Below are 17,824 nucleotides of genomic sequence, written 5' to 3' on the forward strand. Positions count from 1 at the left end.
TTGAATATAAAGGAGCTGTCTATCATGAGTGAAGCCGTAGCTACCTTGGAAGGCTGGTACTGCCTGCACGATTTCCGCGCCATCGACTGGAACGCTTGGAAAAGCCTGACGGACCAGGAAAGAGCCCGCGCAGAGGATGAGCTGTATACCTTACTGAAACAATACCAAAGCACGGAAGACCAAAAGCAGGGAAGCACCGCTTTTTATTCCGTCGTTGGACAGAAGGCTGACTTCGTGTTCATGCACCTGCGGGAAACGCTCGAAGAGCTCAATGAGCTTGAAACGGCATTTAACAAAACGCTGTTCGCTCAAGTCACCGTACCGACTTATTCCTATGTTTCCATCGTTGAGCTTGGCGGTTATATGGCTAAACCGGGTACGGATCCGATGCAGGACCCCGAAATCGTCGCCCGTTTGAAGCCGATCTTGCCAAAGGCTAAGCACATTTGCTTCTACCCGATGAATAAACGCCGCGAAGGCAATGACAACTGGTACATGCTTTCCACGGAGGAACGCCGTAACTTTATGCGTGGCCACGGCATGATCGGTCGGAATTATGCGGGAAAAATAAAGCAAATCATCTGCGGCTCCATCGGATTGGACGATTGGGAATGGGGAGTTACGCTGTTTGCCGACGACGCACTTCAATTCAAGAAGATCGTCTATGAAATGCGTTTTGACGAAACGAGCGCCCGCTTCGGGGAGTTCGGCGAATTCTACGTCGGAAATCTGCTTGATCAAGACAAAATGGCAGCGATGCTGAAGCTTTAGTCTTCCGCCTGCTCAAACAAAAAACCTTATCGCACCCGGTCTCTGAAGAAACCGAACCTGCGATAAGGTTTTATTGATTAATCGTCATCGTCCGCGGTCAAACGTTCCAGCTCTTTTTCGAGCTCTTTGCGGCGAAGATACTCTTCCGTATCCCGGTCGCGCTGACGTGACTTCTCCTTCAACCGCTCGATGGCAGGAAGAATCAAAATGTCGATTTCATTCTGAACCGTATGCACCAGATCGTAGCGCTCTTGTGCTTCCAAGTAATGGCCGACATCCATCAGCGCATTGTACCGGTCCAGCTCATCCCGCGTTAAAAGTCCCCGAACTTGAACGCTGCAGTGTCTCACGATCTAGAATTTTCCTTTCTTAATAACGAGCGGAATTCCGCCAATGATGTACAAGTAACGCAAATCGATGACCTTTTTCATAATCGCAGCCATGCCGCCTTTGATTTTCTTGGAACCGACTATGCCGATCGCTTCGCCGCGGCCCAGGGAAGCTACCGTACCTTTAGGCTTGTATTCAAACTTTTTCAGCTCGGAACCGCGAATTTGAGCAACCAGGTTGCCTGCGCACACTTCCGCTTGCTGCATCGAGATTTGTGCGGTTGGCGGATACGGACGGCCTTCCGGATTCATCACAATGGAGCAATCGCCCAAGACGTATACATTATCGTAACCTGGCGCGCGAAGGGTCTCATCCACTTTAATACGGCCGCGCATCGTTTCAAAGCCCGCTTCCTCCAGCATGTGATTGCCGCGAATACCGCCGGTCCAAACGACCGTAGAGGACCTGATTTCCTCGCCCGTCGCGAGCACGACGCCTTCTGGCGTACACTCTTTGATGGCTGTAGCGATTTTGAACGTTACACCTTTATTCTTCAGAACTTCCATCGCGTACTCCACCAGCTCCGGATCAAAGCCCGGCAGCGCGGTAGGCGCCGCTTCAACGTTATAAATTTTTACAAGGGAAGGATCCACGTCAAATTCCTTACATAGCTGAGGTATACGGTCAGCCAGCTCGCCAATAAATTCGATTCCGGTAAACCCGGCTCCGCCGACTACAAAGGTCAAGTAATCGGTACGGGAAGGTTCACGCTTGAATTTGGCGAATTGGTATTCGATATGCTCGCGAATGAAGCGCACACTGTTGATGGAACGGATATTCATCGCATATTCCTTCAACCCCGGAATCCCGAACGTTTCCGGCTCTCCGCCAAGTCCGATAACCAAGTAGTCGTACGAGAGCGTTCCTTCTTCAAGAATGACCTTCTTCTCCTGCGGACGAATTTGAACGACCGTGGACTTAACGAAGTCAATCTTAAACTCATCGATGAGCTTCAAAATATTCACTCTTGCATTTTCAGGATTGTCCGTACCTGCTGCAGGCATATGCAGATGAGTGGTAATGTAATGGTAATCATGCTTGTTTACAAGGGTAACATCCGCCTCATTGTAGTTCAGCTCTTTTTGTAAACGAATAGCCGTTACAATACCTCCGTACCCTGCGCCCAAAATGACTATTCTCGGAATTCGACTCATGGTTTTATCCCTTCCATCCCGTTTTTTGCTTTTGTATATGGCTACAAAACCGTTTGTGAAAAATTACACAAGTTATGCCAAAAAATAGTTTCAAGCTATACCTTTTCCACTGCAAATGAAAGTATAAGCGTTTAAAGCATACCTTGAACAACAGTTTTAACCAATTCACCAAAATAATATAATGTTATGACTCAAATATCAAGCCCTATTTTGCTTAAAATAGCAGGAAAATCGGCAGACTAATGGGCATGCACCTAAAAAAGACGCAAAATTTGTCGATTGCTATACAAAAACTTTATCGGGCTAATCAATTAAATCACTCATTGAAAAGAGGATTTTTTATTTTCATACTATCGGCTATACGTTTATAATAAGAAGGATTGAATCTCGGAGGTGTTATTTATACATGAGTAATGAAATGAGCGACGTGATTATTATCGGCGGGGGTCCTGCTGGTATGTTTGCCGCTTTTTACGGCGGGATGAGACAGGCTTCGGTAAAGTTAATTGAAAGCATGCCTCAGCTTGGCGGACAATTGGCTGCCCTTTATCCGGAGAAATACATTTATGATGTGGCTGGATTTCCCAAAGTGACGGCTCAAGAGCTGGTCAACAATCTGAATACCCAAATGAAGCATTTTCCTATCGAAGTATGCCTGGAAGAGAAAGTGCTGAAGGTAGAGAAAAAAGACGAGCGGCTGTTTGAAGTGACTACGGACAAAGGGACTCACCAATCCAAAGCGGTCATCATTACCGGGGGCGTCGGAGCGTTTGAACCTAGAAAACTGGAGCTGCCGGAAGCAGCCCAATACGAAAAGAAGAATCTGCATTACTTCGTCAACGATCTTCACCAGTTTAAAGGACAAAAAGTGCTCATTAGCGGCGGCGGAGATTCCGCTGTAGACTGGGCGCTGATGCTGGAACCGATCGCCGAGAAGGTGACGCTGATTCACCGCCGCGATAAATTCCGCGCACATGAGCATAGTGTTGAGAACCTGATGAACTCGAAGGTTGAGGTGGTCACTCCAACGGAGATCACCGCAATGCACGGCAACAGCCTGATTGAGAAAGTAACGCTCAAGCACATCAAAACGGGTGAAGAAACCGTCGTTGATGTCGATGCTGTTATTGTTAACTTTGGTTTCGTCTCCAGCCTGGGGCCGATCGCCGAATGGGGGCTTGAGATCGAGAATGGCTCGATCGTCGTGGACTCCCGAATGGAAACAAACATTCCCGGCATTTTCGCAGCCGGCGACATCACAACTTACCCGGGCAAGCTGAAATTGATCGCCGTCGGTTTCGGCGAAGCGCCTACCGCGATCAACAACGCCAAAGTATATATTGACCCTACGGCCAAGCTTTCACCGGGCCACAGCTCGAACATGAAGATGTAGGCAGCTATTTTTTATAAAGCTAAGCTATGAATTCAAAAACCGGGATTGAACCCGGTTTTTTCTTTTTTCATATTTCTGGCAAAGAAAAAAAGCCCGGTCAACTGACCTGGGCTTCACCTTTTCTGTAGTATTCTAAGTTGATTTGCCGGTTTCTAATTTCATCCAACAACAATTCAACGAACTCTTCCTCCAAGCGCAAATCAATGGCCTTGAAATAAGACTCAACCAACATCTCATTACTGATCAGCTTCATAATCGCTATCACCTTATTCCTTAATCTACCATCATATTATCATGCGATAAAAAATAGAACAAGCGTTCTGTTATCCACAGAACCATGTGAACAACCTGTGTGTATTTTGTGAATAACTGTAGAAAACTGGATATTTATGCAGTGGAAAATGTGGGCAAAGTTATACACAAGCTCACATTCCTTTTCATTGATAAAAAAGAATAATTAAAATTCCACAATCAATAAATCTAATAAATATTTCCTTTCATGGGGGCTCCACCCTTCAAGACAAAAGAAAAAACCGTCAGACTTGATCTTTTGTCTGACGGTTTACTATTTATACCTGCTTCGAACGAATATCTTCCTCAATCATCGCTACAACACTTTCCAAGCTTTGAGCGCCCAAATCGCCTTGTCCCCGCTTACGTACCGATACGCTGCCCGATTGGACCTCGTTCTCACCTACAACAAGCATATAAGGGATTTTTTCCAATTGTGCTTCACGAATTTTGTAACCAAGCTTTTCATTCCTCAAATCGGCTTCCACACGAATGCCGGCTAGCTTGAGCTTTTCTTCCACTTCCTTAGCATAGCCCTCGAAATTGCCGGATACGGGGAGCACTTTCGCTTGAACCGGACACAACCAAGTCGGCAGCGCGCCGGCGAAATTCTCCAGAAGAAATGCCGTCATCCGCTCCATTGTGGAGATTATACCGCGATGAATAACAACCGGACGGTGCTTTTGACCGTCGGCGCCGACATACTCGAGCTGGAAACGCTCCGGCAGCAGGAAGTCGAGCTGTGCAGTAGACAGTGTTTCTTCCTTCTTCAACGCCGTCTTGATCTGGACGTCAAGCTTAGGACCGTAGAAGGCAGCTTCACCTTCCGCTTCAAAGAACGGCAAGCCCAGCTCTTCCACAACCTCACGCAGCATACGCTGTGACATTTCCCACATTTCGTCGTTCTGGAAATACTTCTCGGTATCTTTAGGATCGCGGTAGGACAACCGGAAACGGTATTCCTTAATTCCGAAATCCTCATAGACCTGACGGATCAGGGTTACAACGCGGGCAAATTCCTCTTTAATCTGATCTGGACGGCAGAAAATATGCGCATCGTTGAGCGTCATGGCCCGAACGCGGTGCAGACCGGTCAATGCTCCGGACATCTCATAGCGGTGCATCATACCCAACTCGGCGATCCTTACAGGCAGATCGCGATAGCTGCGCATATCGCTTTTGTACACCATCATATGGTGCGGACAGTTCATCGGACGAAGCACCAGCTCTTCATTATCCATCGTCATCTTAGGAAACATATCTTCGCTGTAATGCTCCCAATGGCCGCTTGTTTTATAAAGCTCCACGTTAGCTAGCACCGGTGTGTACACATGCTGATATCCCAACCGCTCCTCCAAATCAACGATGTAGCGTTCCATCGTGCGGCGCAATTTTGCCCCGTGCGGAAGCCACAGAGGCAGTCCTTGTCCGACTTCATTGGAGAAGGTAAACATTTTCAGCTCTTTGCCCAGCTTGCGGTGATCGCGTTTTTTGGCTTCCTCCAACAGATGCAGATGCTCGTCCAGCTCCGCTTTTTTCGCGAACGCCGTACCGTAAATGCGCTGCAGCATTTTATTTTTGGAGTCGCCTCTCCAGTAAGCACCCGCAACGCTCAGCAGCTTGAACGCTTTAATTCGTCCGGTGGACGGAAGATGAGGGCCGCGGCATAGATCGAAGAATTCTCCTTGATCATAAATCGTAATCACGGAGTCCTCCGGCAGATCGCGGATCAGCTCCAGCTTCAATGGATCCTCCAGCTCGGTGAAAATGCGGATCGCTTCTTCCCGGCTCACTTCGCGGCGGCGAATCGGCAAATTTTCCTGAGTGATTCGCTCCATTTCCTTCTCGATCTTCCCGAGATCCTCCGGCGTCAGCGAGGTCTCCATATCAATGTCATAATAAAATCCGTCTTCAATCACCGGACCGATCCCGAGCTTTACATTCTTTTCGCCGTATAAACGCTTGATCGCTTGGGCCATCAAGTGAGCTGTACTGTGACGGTATACCTCCAGCCCTTCTTCACTGTCCAGGGTTACAATTTGAAGCGATGCGTCCGCTTCGATCGGCGTATTCAAATCGACCAGCTTCTCGTTCAGCTTGCCTACGACTGCATTCTTCTTCAAGCCTGAGCTAATCGAGCCGGCAACATCCTCTACCGTGATCCCCTGTTCATACTCCCTTACTGCACCATCCGGAAAACTTACTTTTACTGCCATGCTTTTGTACCTCCGATTCTAAATCCATTTTTGAAAAATATAAAAAGCGCATCATCCCGCAAGGGACGAGTGCGCTTGGCTCGTGGTTCCACCCTAATTCGATTCGAGAGCCGCCTATAGAAATCGACGTCATGCTTCGAATCCTCAAGACATTCGGTAACGTGAATGAACCGGTGACATATACTGAACGCCCGCGGCCACTGCCTGTCAGGATCGTCGTTCCACGTCACGGCTACAAAGGGGTAAACCATTGTTGTTCACTGAAGGGGATTTCAGCCGAGTCCCCTCTCTCTGGGCAGTACTTCAATCGTTCATATCTTTGATCACAGCCTTATCCTTTATTATATTCAGCAGCCGTTCCCCGGTCAAGGTTATGACACAACTTGCAGTAACCGCACAGCTCCACCCGATTCTCGAAAATTTGTTTGATCGTCTTGATCACCTGCAGCTCCGGTTCTCTGGTGTGAATATAGATGTACTGAGGAGAAATCGTGATTAAGGTACTGATGATCATATCTTCCACATTCATTTCCTTCTCCAGCATCTCGACCGTCACAACCGCATCTGTTTCATCGGTGTCCATTATCTCCATTCGTTCGTTAAGCAGCATAAAATCGCTGCCGCCCTTATGGAGCAAGTGAACACATGGTATCTTCGCCTCCTGGATATAAACAAAATACTGCAGCAGCGAGATGAACTCCTGATACTGACGGTCCATCACAAATTCGTCGATCGCATATTCAACCACTTCCCGAAGCTCATCCCTGTAGGCTTGAAGCCGAAACCGTAAAAATCCCTCCAGGTTCAACTCCGCATGCTCGTCAAGATATTCGTAAATCTCTGCCGAAATTTTATATTTTCTTTTTAAATAAGCCTCGGTTGGGCCCGCTCCTTCGCTCCATTCGCCTTCACCGTACAGCACCTGCCCGCAAAAAGCCAGAATTCCTTCCACTTCCTCATCCTGCTGATAGCGGGATTCCTGTTTAATGATCTTGCGCAGCTGCTCCCGTTCCTCTTGCTCCAATACATAATCCGCGAGGACCTCCGCCGCCGCTTTATAGAGCTGAACGCCTTTTTCCTTCGGCTGATAATCAGGCGATACTCTGCTGACTTCTACTTGATGCAAGCCTTTGCGCCGAGCCAGGGCGATATGGATGTGTTCCTTATTATGTAGGACTCCGCAGGAGAATTGAAGCAGTCGATACAGCCGGTCTGCTTGTTCATCCGTACGTTTGGTCAAGGTCACTGTAAACAGCTTCATCCCCACTCACTCCTTTAAGGCCTTACTTTCCTTTTAAGTATATGGTAGGACAACGGCATATATACAAATAACAGTCAGCCTAAGTATAGGGTTAATTGAGATTTACACACAATTCTGCGGCTTCCTCACGCCAATGCCCCGGATCAGCATGAAACAATCAAGATGTATAGCATTTTATAGCAGATACAATATGTATATTAAATCTCAGTTTTTATATAAAAATCATTCCGGTTATGATACTATATGTATCATATAGTTAGAATGAACAGGAGGGCAGATATGCGGGACATTCGCAATCGATTCAAATCCCCGGCAGCGGACAATCTGATTCATCTTCATAAAAATGTATACTTGAACCGCAACGACCCTAATTATTATGAAAAGGTCCTTCGCTTCCTCGATCCTCATTCGCCTGAGGCGCATTATCGGTTAGGACAGCAATTTGAGCATGATGGAGAAGCCGGCAAAGCACTGTTTCATTATAAAGAAGCGATGAAAACGCATCCTTCACCATACTACTACCCTGCTTACACAGCCCTTCGTCGGTTGGATAACCTGTTACATCAGGCGACTCCCCGGCATGAAGAAGATGTATCTTACTCTTCCGGTACGAGGAAGCGCGCTTTCATCCCCCTGTTTATGAAAGCACTGCTCATTGCGCTGCTGCTATTGAATCTTCTGCTGCTTGCAGCGCTTTACGGTCCAGCGGCCGTCTCCAAAGCGGTATCCGTTGTCTTACCGTGGTCCATCGGCAAAGAAGTCATCTATGAAAGCATAGAGACACCGTTTGTCATGCATTTCCCGTACGGCCACCCTCGTGAGCAAGTGGAACAAGCGCTGCATATGAAAGCGCTGCAGCTTTCTGAAACGTATCCGACCCACAGTATTCGCATTTATGGTGTGGCTTCTCCCGTGAGCAGCATGGACAATAAAGCCATGCCGCTGATCGATGAGACGTCAAAAAGCAAATCCTTTGTTGTGGCGGAATATAACCCAGCTATCGATACGGCCGTAAAAATCCGCTTTCTGAATCCCGAAGTCCAGAAGCTTCATACCGCCGCGGGGGCCAACCTGGTAAGAACCGCTCTCCTGGCCTATGTGGCGGATCACGGAAGCCCTCCTTCCTCCATCGACCTGCTGTTTAAAGACTACCCAAACAATTATTTAAGCTTCCTTCCTATAGAAACGGAATCCGGTTCGGCCAATGTCCGAACCGTTTTTGATCGCGGCGGCGGCTGGGTGTACGATCCCGCGGCGGAGGAGCCCTCGGCTTTGTTTTATCCCAACACAGCTAATGGCAATTCAGCCTATCCTTATATTCCTCTTACCCTGACGATTGACCCGTCCGCCCACGCTTTGCGGCTTGCGGCCGGTCCGCTTGTCCTGGCGGAAGCTCCCGTCGGTCTGGGCAAGAATAACCTTACTCCGGAAGGCCGGTTCTCTATCTCCGAAAGGGTTGTAAAACCGCAAGGCACTCATCCTGGGGTATACGGGGAAGCCGCTCTCGGTATGGGACAGCTTGCGGTCCATGGAACCCTCGATAATGAATCCATTGGGCAAAATCAATCGCAGGGGTGCATACGGCTGACCAACAGCGATATCGCTGCGCTCTATCCGCTCGTTCCCAAAGGCACCTGGGTGCAGATCGAAAGCGGCACTGCAGCAGCCGGGAATTATACAGCTACGCTAACCCCTGAGCTGCTGTTCCCCGTTCATCCTCTCTTTCCTGCTCCCGACGAGACGGCGCCAAACCGCCTGTTCCATTGGCTGGGCTGACCCGGAATACACAAAAAAGACGCCTACTCCTACAAAGAGTAAGCGTCTTTTTGTGTATTAATTTTGCATGATAAAGTCCTTGTCCACAGCGGCCGATTCGTCGTCAAACACGCGTAAAATCTCATATTTCGTATTTCGCTGAGCCGGGATCTTACCCGCTTCGCGTATGATTTGCAGTGTCGAGCCGATGTTCACCTTATGCGTGGTTCCTGCAGCGGATACGACATTCTCCTCGATCATCGTCGATCCGAAATCGTTGCAGCCGTAATGCAAAGACAGCTTGCCCACTTCCGGCCCCATCGTTACCCAGGAAGATTGGAAATTCGGAATGTTATCCAGCATAATACGGCTGATCGCCACATTTTTGAGGTAATCCTCCGCCCCCAGCTTCTCGGCTTTCATATTCGTGTTCTCCGGCTGGAAGGTCCACGAGATAAAAGCCAGGAAGCCCTTCGAATTCCAGCCGTTGGCAATACATTCATCTTGAGCGTCTCGAATGCGAAGCAGATGCAGAGCCCTCTCTTCTATGGATTCGCCGAAGCCGATAACCATCGTGCCCGTCGTATTCATCCCGACCCGGTGAGCCGTCTGCATAACATCCATCCAGTCGCGCCAAGAGCCCTTCAGACGGCTGATTTTGCGCCGCGTCCTGTCATCTAAGATTTCCCCGCCGCCGCCCGGGAGTGAATCAAGACCCGCCTCGTGAAGAGCACGGACAACCTCTTCCAGCGTAAGACCGTTCGATACATCCTTCATCTTCCTGATCTCTGCAGGAGAGAAGGAATGCATCGTGATCTGGGGGAACCGCTTTTTAATTTCTCGCAGTAAATTAGTATAGTACGTGAAAGGCAGGTCCGGGTTCGTACCTCCCTGCATCAAAATTTCCGTACCGTTGACATCTATCGTTTCCTGGATTTTTTGGAATATGACATCATCCGGCAGCACATATCCTTCTTTTGAGCCTGGAGCCCTGTAGAAGGCACAAAACCGGCAGTACACATCACAAATATTTGTATAATTCACATTCCGTCCGATAACAAAAGTCGTAATCGGCTCCGGGTGGTGCTTCAGCATGATCCGGTTGGCAGCATGGCCCATTTTTTCAATTTCATCCGATTGATAGAGCGTCATGCAATCTTCCAGACTGATCCGATTTCCGGCCAGCGCTTGCTCCAATATCCGGTCGATGGAACTCATCGCAATTCATCTCCTTTACGCTTTCATCGTACCATAAATCGCACGTTACCTGCCAGACAAAAAGACCTTCATTTTGAACCTGCGCTCTTCGTACGGTCAAAAATTCAATAAATTGTTCCGGCTGCTCCGGATTTATGCTCCAATTCCGTTTCATTACCCAAAGAAAAAAACCGGTGACATTGGATAGGTTCACCGGCTTCATTTCCCATTACCCTTACGTTTGAGGTTAATTTCCTTCAATTTCCTGACGGGCCAATTCAATAGCCCGGGACAAATCTGCAATCAAATCGTCGGCATGCTCTATCCCGACGGAATATCGCAGCAGTTTATCGTCCACGCCAATCTTACGGCGGATTTCCTCCGGAATGTCGGCATGCGTCTGGACCGCCGGATATGTCATTAGCGATTCGACCCCGCCCAAGCTTTCCGCGAACGCAATCAGCTTGATATGCCGCAGAATAGGCTCAATGTAGCGGGCATCCTTCATTTTGAAAGAAAAAATGCCGCTGTTTCCTGAGGATTGCTTGTTTTGAATCTCATGCCCCGGATGATCCGCAAGAGCCGGATAATACACCGCTTCCACCTGCGGATGGGACTTCAGAAACGAAGCTACAGCCATCGCATTGGCCTGGTGGCGCTCCATGCGAATCGCCAGCGTTTTCATCCCCCGCATCAACAACCAGCTGTCCTGCGGACTCAGCACCGCGCCGATGGAGTTATGCAGGAAGGCCATTTGCTCCGACAGCTCTTTGCCCTTCGTGACGATAAGACCGGCAAGCACGTCGTTATGACCGCCGAGATATTTGGTTGCACTGTGAATGACGATGTCGGCGCCAAGCTCGATCGGCCGCTGAAAGAAAGGCGTCAACAGCGTGTTATCGACGATGGTCAGAATTCCTTTCTTTTGGGCCCAGGAACACACAAGCTCCAGATCCGTAATCATCATAAGCGGGTTGGTCGGGGTTTCGATCAAAATCGCTTTGGTATTCGGCTTGATGCTGGCTTCCAGGTCATCCATACTGTTCGTGTCCACGTAAGTGGCCGTTATCCCGAAACGCGACATGATGCGTTCAAGGAGTCGGTATGTACCGCCGTACAAATCCAGAGAAACGATCAAATGGTCCCCTTGACTAAACAAGGCAAAAATGGTTTGCAGCGCCGCCATCCCGGAGCTGCAGGCAAATCCCGCATCTCCGGATTCCAGCTCGGCAAAGGCGTCTTCCAGCACTTTACGCGTCGGGCTCTTCGTTCGCGCATAGTCGAAGCCTGTGCTTTGCCCAAGCTTCGGATGACGAAACGCCGTAGATTGATAGATCGGAAAGCTGACCGCTCCTGTCACCGGCTCCTCCTGAGAACCGATTTGAGCCAGCCGGCTCTCTATCTTTAAGCGCTGATTTTCCTGATTACTGCTACTCATCTGGTTAATTCCTCCTTATGCAGATCAAACGGCGTCTCTTGGTACACATAATAGTTGAGCCAATTGGAGAACAACAGATTGGCATGCGCCCGCCAAGTGTTGAGCGGCAGCTTGCTCGGATCATCGTTAGGGTAATAATTTTTCGGAACGGCAATCGTCAGGCCTTTATTGATATCGCGGTCATACTCCATTTTGAGTGAACACGCATCATATTCCGAATGTCCTGTAACAAAAATTTGCTTTCCGTCATGGGTGGCAGCGATATATACGCCCGCCTCCTCGGATTCGGAGAGAATCTCCAGCTCCGGCACTTTCAATATATCCTCCCGGCGCACCTCGGTATGGCGGGATTGGGGCACCAGATATTGCTCGTCGAACCCCCGAAGCAGCTTGACATTGGATCTTGTGATCGTATGCGGGAACACACCGAACATCTTTTCCTTCAACGGATACTTCGGCACGCCGAAGTGATGGAACAGACCGGCTTGAGCCGCCCAGCAAATATGCAGTGTGGAGGTTACGTTCGTTTTGCTCCATTCCATGATTTGCTTGATTTCTTCCCAATAGTTTACGTCTTCAAAATCCATTTGTTCCACCGGAGCACCGGTGATGATCAAGCCGTCGAGCCGTTCATGCTTTACATCGTCAAATGTTTTATAGAACTGCTCCAAATGCTCGGGTGATGTGTTTTTGGACGTATGGGTTTTCGGATGCAGCAGAATGAATTCGACCTGGAGCGGAGTGTTTCCGATCAGCCGCAGCAGCTGCGTTTCTGTTGTCTCCTTGGTCGGCATCAAATTCACAATCCCAATTCGAAGCGGCCGTATATCTTGACGATAGGCCACACTTTCGTCCATGACGAAAATGTTCTCGTTGATTAATACTTCTTTGGCGGGCAAATGATCTGGAACCTTAATAGGCATCGGTATCACTCCTTCACATCGTAGGATTCGCTGTTCCTTGCACTCTCACGCTCGCAGAAGGCAAAACAAAAAGGCCTTCTTCGTACGCACGAGAAAGGCCTTTGTATATAACATCGTCCTCTCTCATCTCTCAGAAACCATTACAGCTTCCGCAAGATTTAGCACCGTGCAGTCTTTGCCATGCAAAGAACTGTCGGTTGCCGGGTATCATAGGGCTAGTCCCTCCACCTGCTCTTGATAAGAGTGTGAAACCGAATCTATTCAGTTGATTTTAGATAATATTAATGTAAACGAAAACGCGGCTAACGTCAAGCGCAGCCTTCTAAAAAACGGCATAACCTTATAAACGGTACTCGCCCGAAGAGTAATTCCGGGACACCAAAAGGGATTCGTTTACATATAATAGGTAAGGTGTATATTTCTATGCCTTATGGATTGTCTTCTCGAAAATGAGGAGGTATACTAGACAAGTATTCGACAATTCACGTAAAAAGGGGTGCAGTATTCGAATGGACGGAGACCCGAGAGGAAGAAATCTTACGTTCAAACAACAGAATAACTCGTTTGGAGCCCGGTCGCAGCCGTTCGTCGGATTGTTCCCCTTTCTTGATGCGTTAGAGTGCAGGCTTAACGCTCTTTTCCGGGAATGACCGCCTTACACCCGGAACGGCTGATACGGCCGTACGTTCCACTCGGGTATACACAAAGGGGTGGAACCTATGAAGGCACGATTAGTGCAGGATGGCATTTTTACGATTGTAGAAGATATTACTCAGACCGCTCATCCGCCTCAGCATGGATTTTACTGGATTGATGCCGAGCCGGAGGACTTGGATATTTTACAGCCCTTATTTCATCTTCATGAATTGGCCGTAGAGGATGTGCTTGCGGAGGAAGAGCAGCGGCCCAAAATCGAGCTTTATGATACGCATTATTTCATTGTGGTCAACAGCATCCGTTTTGACGATGAAGAAATTTTCCTTCGCGCCTTGAACATGTTTCTGGGCAAGCACTACATCATCACGATCACAAGACAGAAAATCAACGAAATCCGTGCTGTAAAGCCGGTGCTTTGGGAAGAAGAGGTTACTTCTCCCGACCAATTTTTGTACCATCTGATGGATTTGATTGTAGACAATTATACCATTGTCGGCGACCGGATCGATGCCAAAATCGAAAAGCTTGAAGAAGATATTTTGATGCATACGAAGAAATCCCACCTGAATGAAATTATCGGACTGCGAAGCGAAATATTATGGCTCAGAAAAGTGCTTGTCCCGCAAAAAGAAGTGCTTTATACACTCCATAAAAAAGATCTAAGGCTCATCAATGAGCCGCTCAAAAAGTATTACGGCGACGTCTACGAAAATGCAGTGAAAATTTCAGAGACATTCGATACGCTGCGGGATTTGATGGGCAACTTGCGGGAAGCTTATCAGTCCAGCCTCGCGGGCCGCGCGAACGATATCATGCGGGTATTTACGGCGCTCACCACGATCTTCATGCCTCTGACGTTTATCACGGGCATCTATGGGATGAACTTCGATTACATTCCCGGCCTTCATTATGCCTATGGCGGAATTGCTGCCGTAGGATTTATGATCATTGTCGGTGTGTCCATGTTCATCCTATTCCGCAAAAAAGACTGGCTTTAAGGCCGGTCTTTTTTGCGTAAGCGACCATTGCCGGATCAGCTCGCCTCCACCGCTTTCATTGCATTTGCACGGCGGAATTTCATGCGCAGCAGACGAAGCCATTCGTAGATACGATCCGTTTCCTTGGCCGAGAGCTCTTCCTCCTTATAGACCGATTGCAGAATCGGCTTTAAATAACGGTCGCCCTGATTCTCGAACGCCTGCCATGCCAGGTCCCGCTCTTGAGCGGAAATCGGCTCGAGAAGCTGCTCGATATAGCTGTCAAGATCGTAACCGTCGCGGTCCAGCTCCTCGATCCATAGCAGCAGATTCCTGCGCTGGACTTGGGTTTGCTCGATCAGCTTATCGAGCTGCTCACCACGGGAAATCCCTTCGAGCAGCTTTTGTTTGATCTCCTGCTTGTTTGCCTCCGCTTTGCGTTTACGCTCCTTCTCTCCGAGCAGCCAAGCATTAAATTCCAACGGGTCGACCTTTCCCTCGACCCACGATAGCGGAAACGAGCCGGTGCGCGGAAATGCCGCAGTCATTGCAATGATTTCAGCACTGTACAAGGCCAATTTGGCTCGTCCAAATCCCGGGAGCTGCAGCAGCTCTTCTTCCGTTTGAGGAACGAAGCTGCTGATCATTTTGAGCAGCCGATTCGTAGCAATGATGAACTGCGCTTTACTTTCGCGCGAAGCCTGCTTCCACCGCCATTGACGCAGCGCTTCATAAAGCTCCTCGTTCGAATGCTTTTCACTGTAAAAATGCAGCATTTGAACAAACGCGGCGCGTCCTCCAAGTCCATCCAGCTCACTTACGCTCATCTCCATCAGGGGCTTAAAGCCTTCACATTGCTTCGTAAATACACCCTCCCGGAAGGAATATAGCATCTCATCCCACTGTAATCCTTCATACCAAGTCTCCTGCTCCGACCGTCCATCCGACTTGACTTCATTCCACATCACGAACCATACGCCTTGATTTTCACCGATGGATACTTGAGCCGTCCGAACTGTTCCCTCCTCCGTCGCTTTTTCCAGACTGTTCAAAAACATCAGATTCAATAGGGTTCCCTCCTGAAAATGGTTTTTCAAACGCAAAAAAACACCCTCCTACGGTAAGTAAGAGAGGTGCTTCCTCAATCGACGTTTGAAATTAATTCGATCATATCACGAAAGAACAAATGAAATCAAGCGGCTTTTGGATAATAATCCACGATAAGGGTTAAAATGAAACGACTAGTTTATCATATTGTCTCAAGGAGGTATCGGCATATGGATTCGATCGACCGCGATCAAGAAGGCTTTATAGAGGAAGCCCCGCAAAAGAAATACACCGATCTAAAAACCGTCGAATCCCAGCGCAATGACCTGACCGCAGAGGAATTCCCAGAAGGGCCTTACGGAAGCAGTCTGGAAACCGAATCGCTGGGCAAAAGCAGCCCTTGGAGAGAAGACCAGCGGCCGCAGCAGCGGTTTACTTACGAGAATCGCGAGCTCCATGCGGGAATTTCACGGGAATATCCCGGAGCCCATCCGACCCACGATTCCTCGGGAGACGATCACGTAGACGAATAAATACAACCAAGACAGCCTCATCGGCTGTTATACCGATGAGGCTGTCTTATCATGGATATGTGAATTATACTTTCATAACGCCGCCGGTGCTTGCGGAAGTAACAAGCTTGGAATAACGGGCCAGATAACCGGTCTTTACCTTCGGCTCAAAGCCTTTCCAGTTCGCCTTACGACGCTCGAATTCTTCTTCACTGATCAGAAGCTCAATCTTGCGGTTTGTCAAGTCAAGCTCGATGATGTCTCCGTCCTCAACGAATGCGATCGGACCGCCTTCCGCTGCTTCAGGGGAAATATGTCCGATACTGATACCGCGGGATGCGCCCGAGAAACGGCCGTCTGTGATCAGACCCACCTTCGCGCCAAGACCCATACCGACGATTTGAGAAGTCGGAGCCAGCATTTCCGGCATGCCCGGTCCGCCTTTTGGCCCCTCGTATCGGATAACGACCACATGGCCTTCTTTCACTTTGCCGTTGGCGATGCCTGAAAGAGCTTCTTCTTGGGAATCGAAGCAAATCGCAGGTCCTTTATGGTAGCCGCCTACGGATTTGTCGACTGCACCGACCTTAATGATCGATCCGTTCGGAGCCAGATTGCCGAATAAAACGGCTAATCCGCCTTGCTCGGAATGCGGATTGTCAAGCGTATGAATGACATCCTTATCCAGAATTTCGCAGCCGGCAACGTTCTCGCTCAGCGTCTTGCCGGTTACGGTGATCCGATCCCCATGGATTGCTCCAGGCTTCTTAAGCAGCTCGTTGATGATCGCGCTCACGCCGCCGGCGTTATGCACGTCTTCAATATGGTAATCGGAAGCCGGTGCAATCTTCGCCAGATGCGGCACGCGCTTGGCCACTTCATTGATGCGCTCGATCGGATAATCGATCCCCGCTTCATGCGCCAATGCCAGCGTATGAAGCACGGTATTAGTCGAACCGCCCATCGCCATGTCCAAAGCAAACGCATTGTCGATCGCTTCAATCGTTACGATATCACGCGGCTTGATGTCTTTTTGGATCAGCTCCATCAGCTGCTTGGCGGAACGCTTTACGAACTCTCTGCGCTCCGGAGCGACGGCAAGAATCGTACCGTTGCCCGGCAGCGCAAGGCCAAGACCTTCGGCCAGACAGTTCATGGAGTTCGCCGTAAACATACCGGAACAGGATCCGCAGGTTGGGCAGCCGTACTGCTCAAGCTCCTGCAAGCCTTTTTCATCGATTTTACCCGCTTGGTAAGCGCCAACGCCTTCAAAAACGGAGGACAAGGAAATCGAACGGCCATCGCTGGTTTTACCGGCTTTCATCGGTCCGCCGCTGACGAATACGGTAGGAATATTAACGCGCAGGGCGCCCATCATCATGCCCGGCGTAATTTTGTCACAGTTCGGGATACAGACCATTCCATCGAACCAGTGTGCGGAAACAACCGTTTCCAGGGAATCGGCAATGATTTCACGGCTTGGCAGGGAGTACCGCATACCGATATGCCCCATCGCAATACCATCGTCTACGCCAATTGTATTGAACTCAAACGGAACGCCGCCCGCTTCACGGATCGCTTCTTTGACGATTTTACCGAATTCCTGCAGGTGGACGTGACCGGGAACGATATCAATATAGGAGTTGCAAACCGCAATGAACGGCTTGTCGAAATCTTCTTCTTTGACGCCGGCAGCACGCAGCAAGCTGCGGTGAGGGGCGCGGTCAAAGCCCTTCTTAATCATGTCACTTCTCATTTTTCCTTTGGACATTTTCTTAAAAGCCTCCGTTTCTAGTCTATGAATCGCTTCATTCTATGAATGTTATCGCTTCTACCGATTGT

Annotated in this window: 15 protein-coding genes and 1 riboswitch; of the genes, 5 read left to right on the forward strand and 10 right to left on the reverse strand. The window is 49.1% G+C overall.

Features of this window, described 5'->3' with window-relative positions; translation table 11 throughout:
• Positions 1-24: 24 nt before the first annotated feature.
• On the forward strand, positions 25-771 hold the full coding sequence (gene hemQ / locus ACZYR9_RS14455) for a hydrogen peroxide-dependent heme synthase (RefSeq protein ID WP_488979195.1): 747 nt from the start codon (positions 25-27) through the stop codon (positions 769-771).
• 77 nt (positions 772-848) lie between these two features.
• On the opposite strand, the gene ACZYR9_RS14460 is transcribed toward hemQ, so the two are convergent.
• Together ACZYR9_RS14460 and ACZYR9_RS14465 are read right to left on the reverse strand one after the other, a co-directional pair.
• A complete protein-coding gene (locus ACZYR9_RS14460; RefSeq protein ID WP_488979196.1) occupies positions 849-1,121 on the reverse strand; it encodes a hypothetical protein in 273 nt (90 codons plus the stop codon).
• A gap of 3 nt (positions 1,122-1,124) precedes the next feature.
• Positions 1,125-2,315 carry an NAD(P)/FAD-dependent oxidoreductase gene (locus tag ACZYR9_RS14465; protein WP_488979197.1) on the reverse strand — a complete coding sequence of 397 codons (1,191 nt, stop codon included), beginning with the start codon at positions 2,313-2,315 and terminating at the stop codon, positions 1,125-1,127.
• Between the two features lie 406 nt (positions 2,316-2,721).
• Here ACZYR9_RS14465 and ACZYR9_RS14470 point away from each other — a divergent pair, with 406 nt between their 5' ends.
• On the forward strand, positions 2,722-3,708 hold the full coding sequence (locus ACZYR9_RS14470) for an NAD(P)/FAD-dependent oxidoreductase (protein ID WP_488979198.1): 987 nt from the start codon (positions 2,722-2,724) through the stop codon (positions 3,706-3,708).
• A 97-nt stretch (positions 3,709-3,805) separates the two neighbouring features.
• Here the strand turns inward: ACZYR9_RS14470 and sda are convergent, their stop codons facing one another.
• From sda to ytxC, 3 genes are all read right to left on the reverse strand, one after another.
• Positions 3,806-3,961, reverse strand: coding sequence for a sporulation histidine kinase inhibitor Sda (gene sda, locus ACZYR9_RS14475; protein WP_488979199.1), 156 nt, complete (start codon positions 3,959-3,961; stop codon positions 3,806-3,808).
• A gap of 316 nt (positions 3,962-4,277) precedes the next feature.
• A complete protein-coding gene (thrS, locus tag ACZYR9_RS14480; protein WP_488979200.1) occupies positions 4,278-6,215 on the reverse strand; it encodes a threonine--tRNA ligase in 1,938 nt (645 codons plus the stop codon).
• A 331-nt stretch (positions 6,216-6,546) separates the two neighbouring features.
• Positions 6,547-7,476, reverse strand: a complete 930-nt coding sequence (gene ytxC, locus ACZYR9_RS14485) for a sporulation protein YtxC (protein ID WP_488979201.1) — start codon at positions 7,474-7,476, stop codon at positions 6,547-6,549.
• Positions 7,477-7,755: 279 nt separating this feature from the next.
• Here ytxC and ACZYR9_RS14490 point away from each other — a divergent pair, with 279 nt between their 5' ends.
• Complete coding sequence (locus ACZYR9_RS14490; protein ID WP_488979202.1) at positions 7,756-9,252, forward strand: L,D-transpeptidase family protein; 1,497 nt, start codon at positions 7,756-7,758, stop codon at positions 9,250-9,252.
• A 57-nt stretch (positions 9,253-9,309) separates the two neighbouring features.
• Here the strand turns inward: ACZYR9_RS14490 and mqnC are convergent, their stop codons facing one another.
• From mqnC to metA, 3 genes are all read right to left on the reverse strand, one after another.
• Positions 9,310-10,449 carry a cyclic dehypoxanthinyl futalosine synthase gene (gene mqnC / locus ACZYR9_RS14495; RefSeq protein ID WP_488979203.1) on the reverse strand — a complete coding sequence of 380 codons (1,140 nt, stop codon included), beginning with the start codon at positions 10,447-10,449 and terminating at the stop codon, positions 9,310-9,312.
• Positions 10,450-10,675: 226 nt separating this feature from the next.
• A complete protein-coding gene (locus ACZYR9_RS14500) occupies positions 10,676-11,866 on the reverse strand; it encodes an aminotransferase class I/II-fold pyridoxal phosphate-dependent enzyme (protein ID WP_488979204.1) in 1,191 nt (396 codons plus the stop codon).
• Positions 11,863-12,789 (reverse strand): homoserine O-acetyltransferase MetA, encoded by a 927-nt coding sequence (gene metA / locus ACZYR9_RS14505; RefSeq protein ID WP_488979205.1) that lies wholly within the window; start codon positions 12,787-12,789, stop codon positions 11,863-11,865. The genes ACZYR9_RS14500 and metA overlap by 4 nt, the downstream gene beginning before the upstream one ends.
• A 120-nt stretch (positions 12,790-12,909) precedes the next feature.
• A riboswitch (SAM riboswitch) is annotated at positions 12,910-13,033 on the reverse strand.
• Between the two features lie 475 nt (positions 13,034-13,508).
• Here metA and corA point away from each other — a divergent pair.
• Positions 13,509-14,444 (forward strand): magnesium/cobalt transporter CorA, encoded by a 936-nt coding sequence (corA, locus tag ACZYR9_RS14510; RefSeq protein WP_488979206.1) that lies wholly within the window; start codon positions 13,509-13,511, stop codon positions 14,442-14,444.
• Positions 14,445-14,479: 35 nt separating this feature from the next.
• Here corA and ACZYR9_RS14515 read toward each other — a convergent pair whose 3' ends face one another.
• Positions 14,480-15,526, reverse strand: a complete 1,047-nt coding sequence (locus tag ACZYR9_RS14515) for an HRDC domain-containing protein (RefSeq protein ID WP_488979207.1) — start codon at positions 15,524-15,526, stop codon at positions 14,480-14,482.
• Positions 15,527-15,700: 174 nt separating this feature from the next.
• Between ACZYR9_RS14515 and ACZYR9_RS14520 the strand changes: the two genes are divergently transcribed.
• Positions 15,701-16,003: a hypothetical protein gene (locus tag ACZYR9_RS14520; protein ID WP_488979208.1), complete on the forward strand. Its 303-nt coding sequence runs from the start codon at positions 15,701-15,703 to the stop codon at positions 16,001-16,003.
• A gap of 64 nt (positions 16,004-16,067) precedes the next feature.
• Here the strand turns inward: ACZYR9_RS14520 and ilvD are convergent, their stop codons facing one another.
• On the reverse strand, positions 16,068-17,753 hold the full coding sequence (gene ilvD, locus ACZYR9_RS14525; protein WP_488979209.1) for a dihydroxy-acid dehydratase: 1,686 nt from the start codon (positions 17,751-17,753) through the stop codon (positions 16,068-16,070).
• Between the last annotated feature and the right edge of the window lie 71 nt (positions 17,754-17,824).

The sequence above is a fragment of the Paenibacillus sp. F024 genome (genome assembly GCF_057814255.1).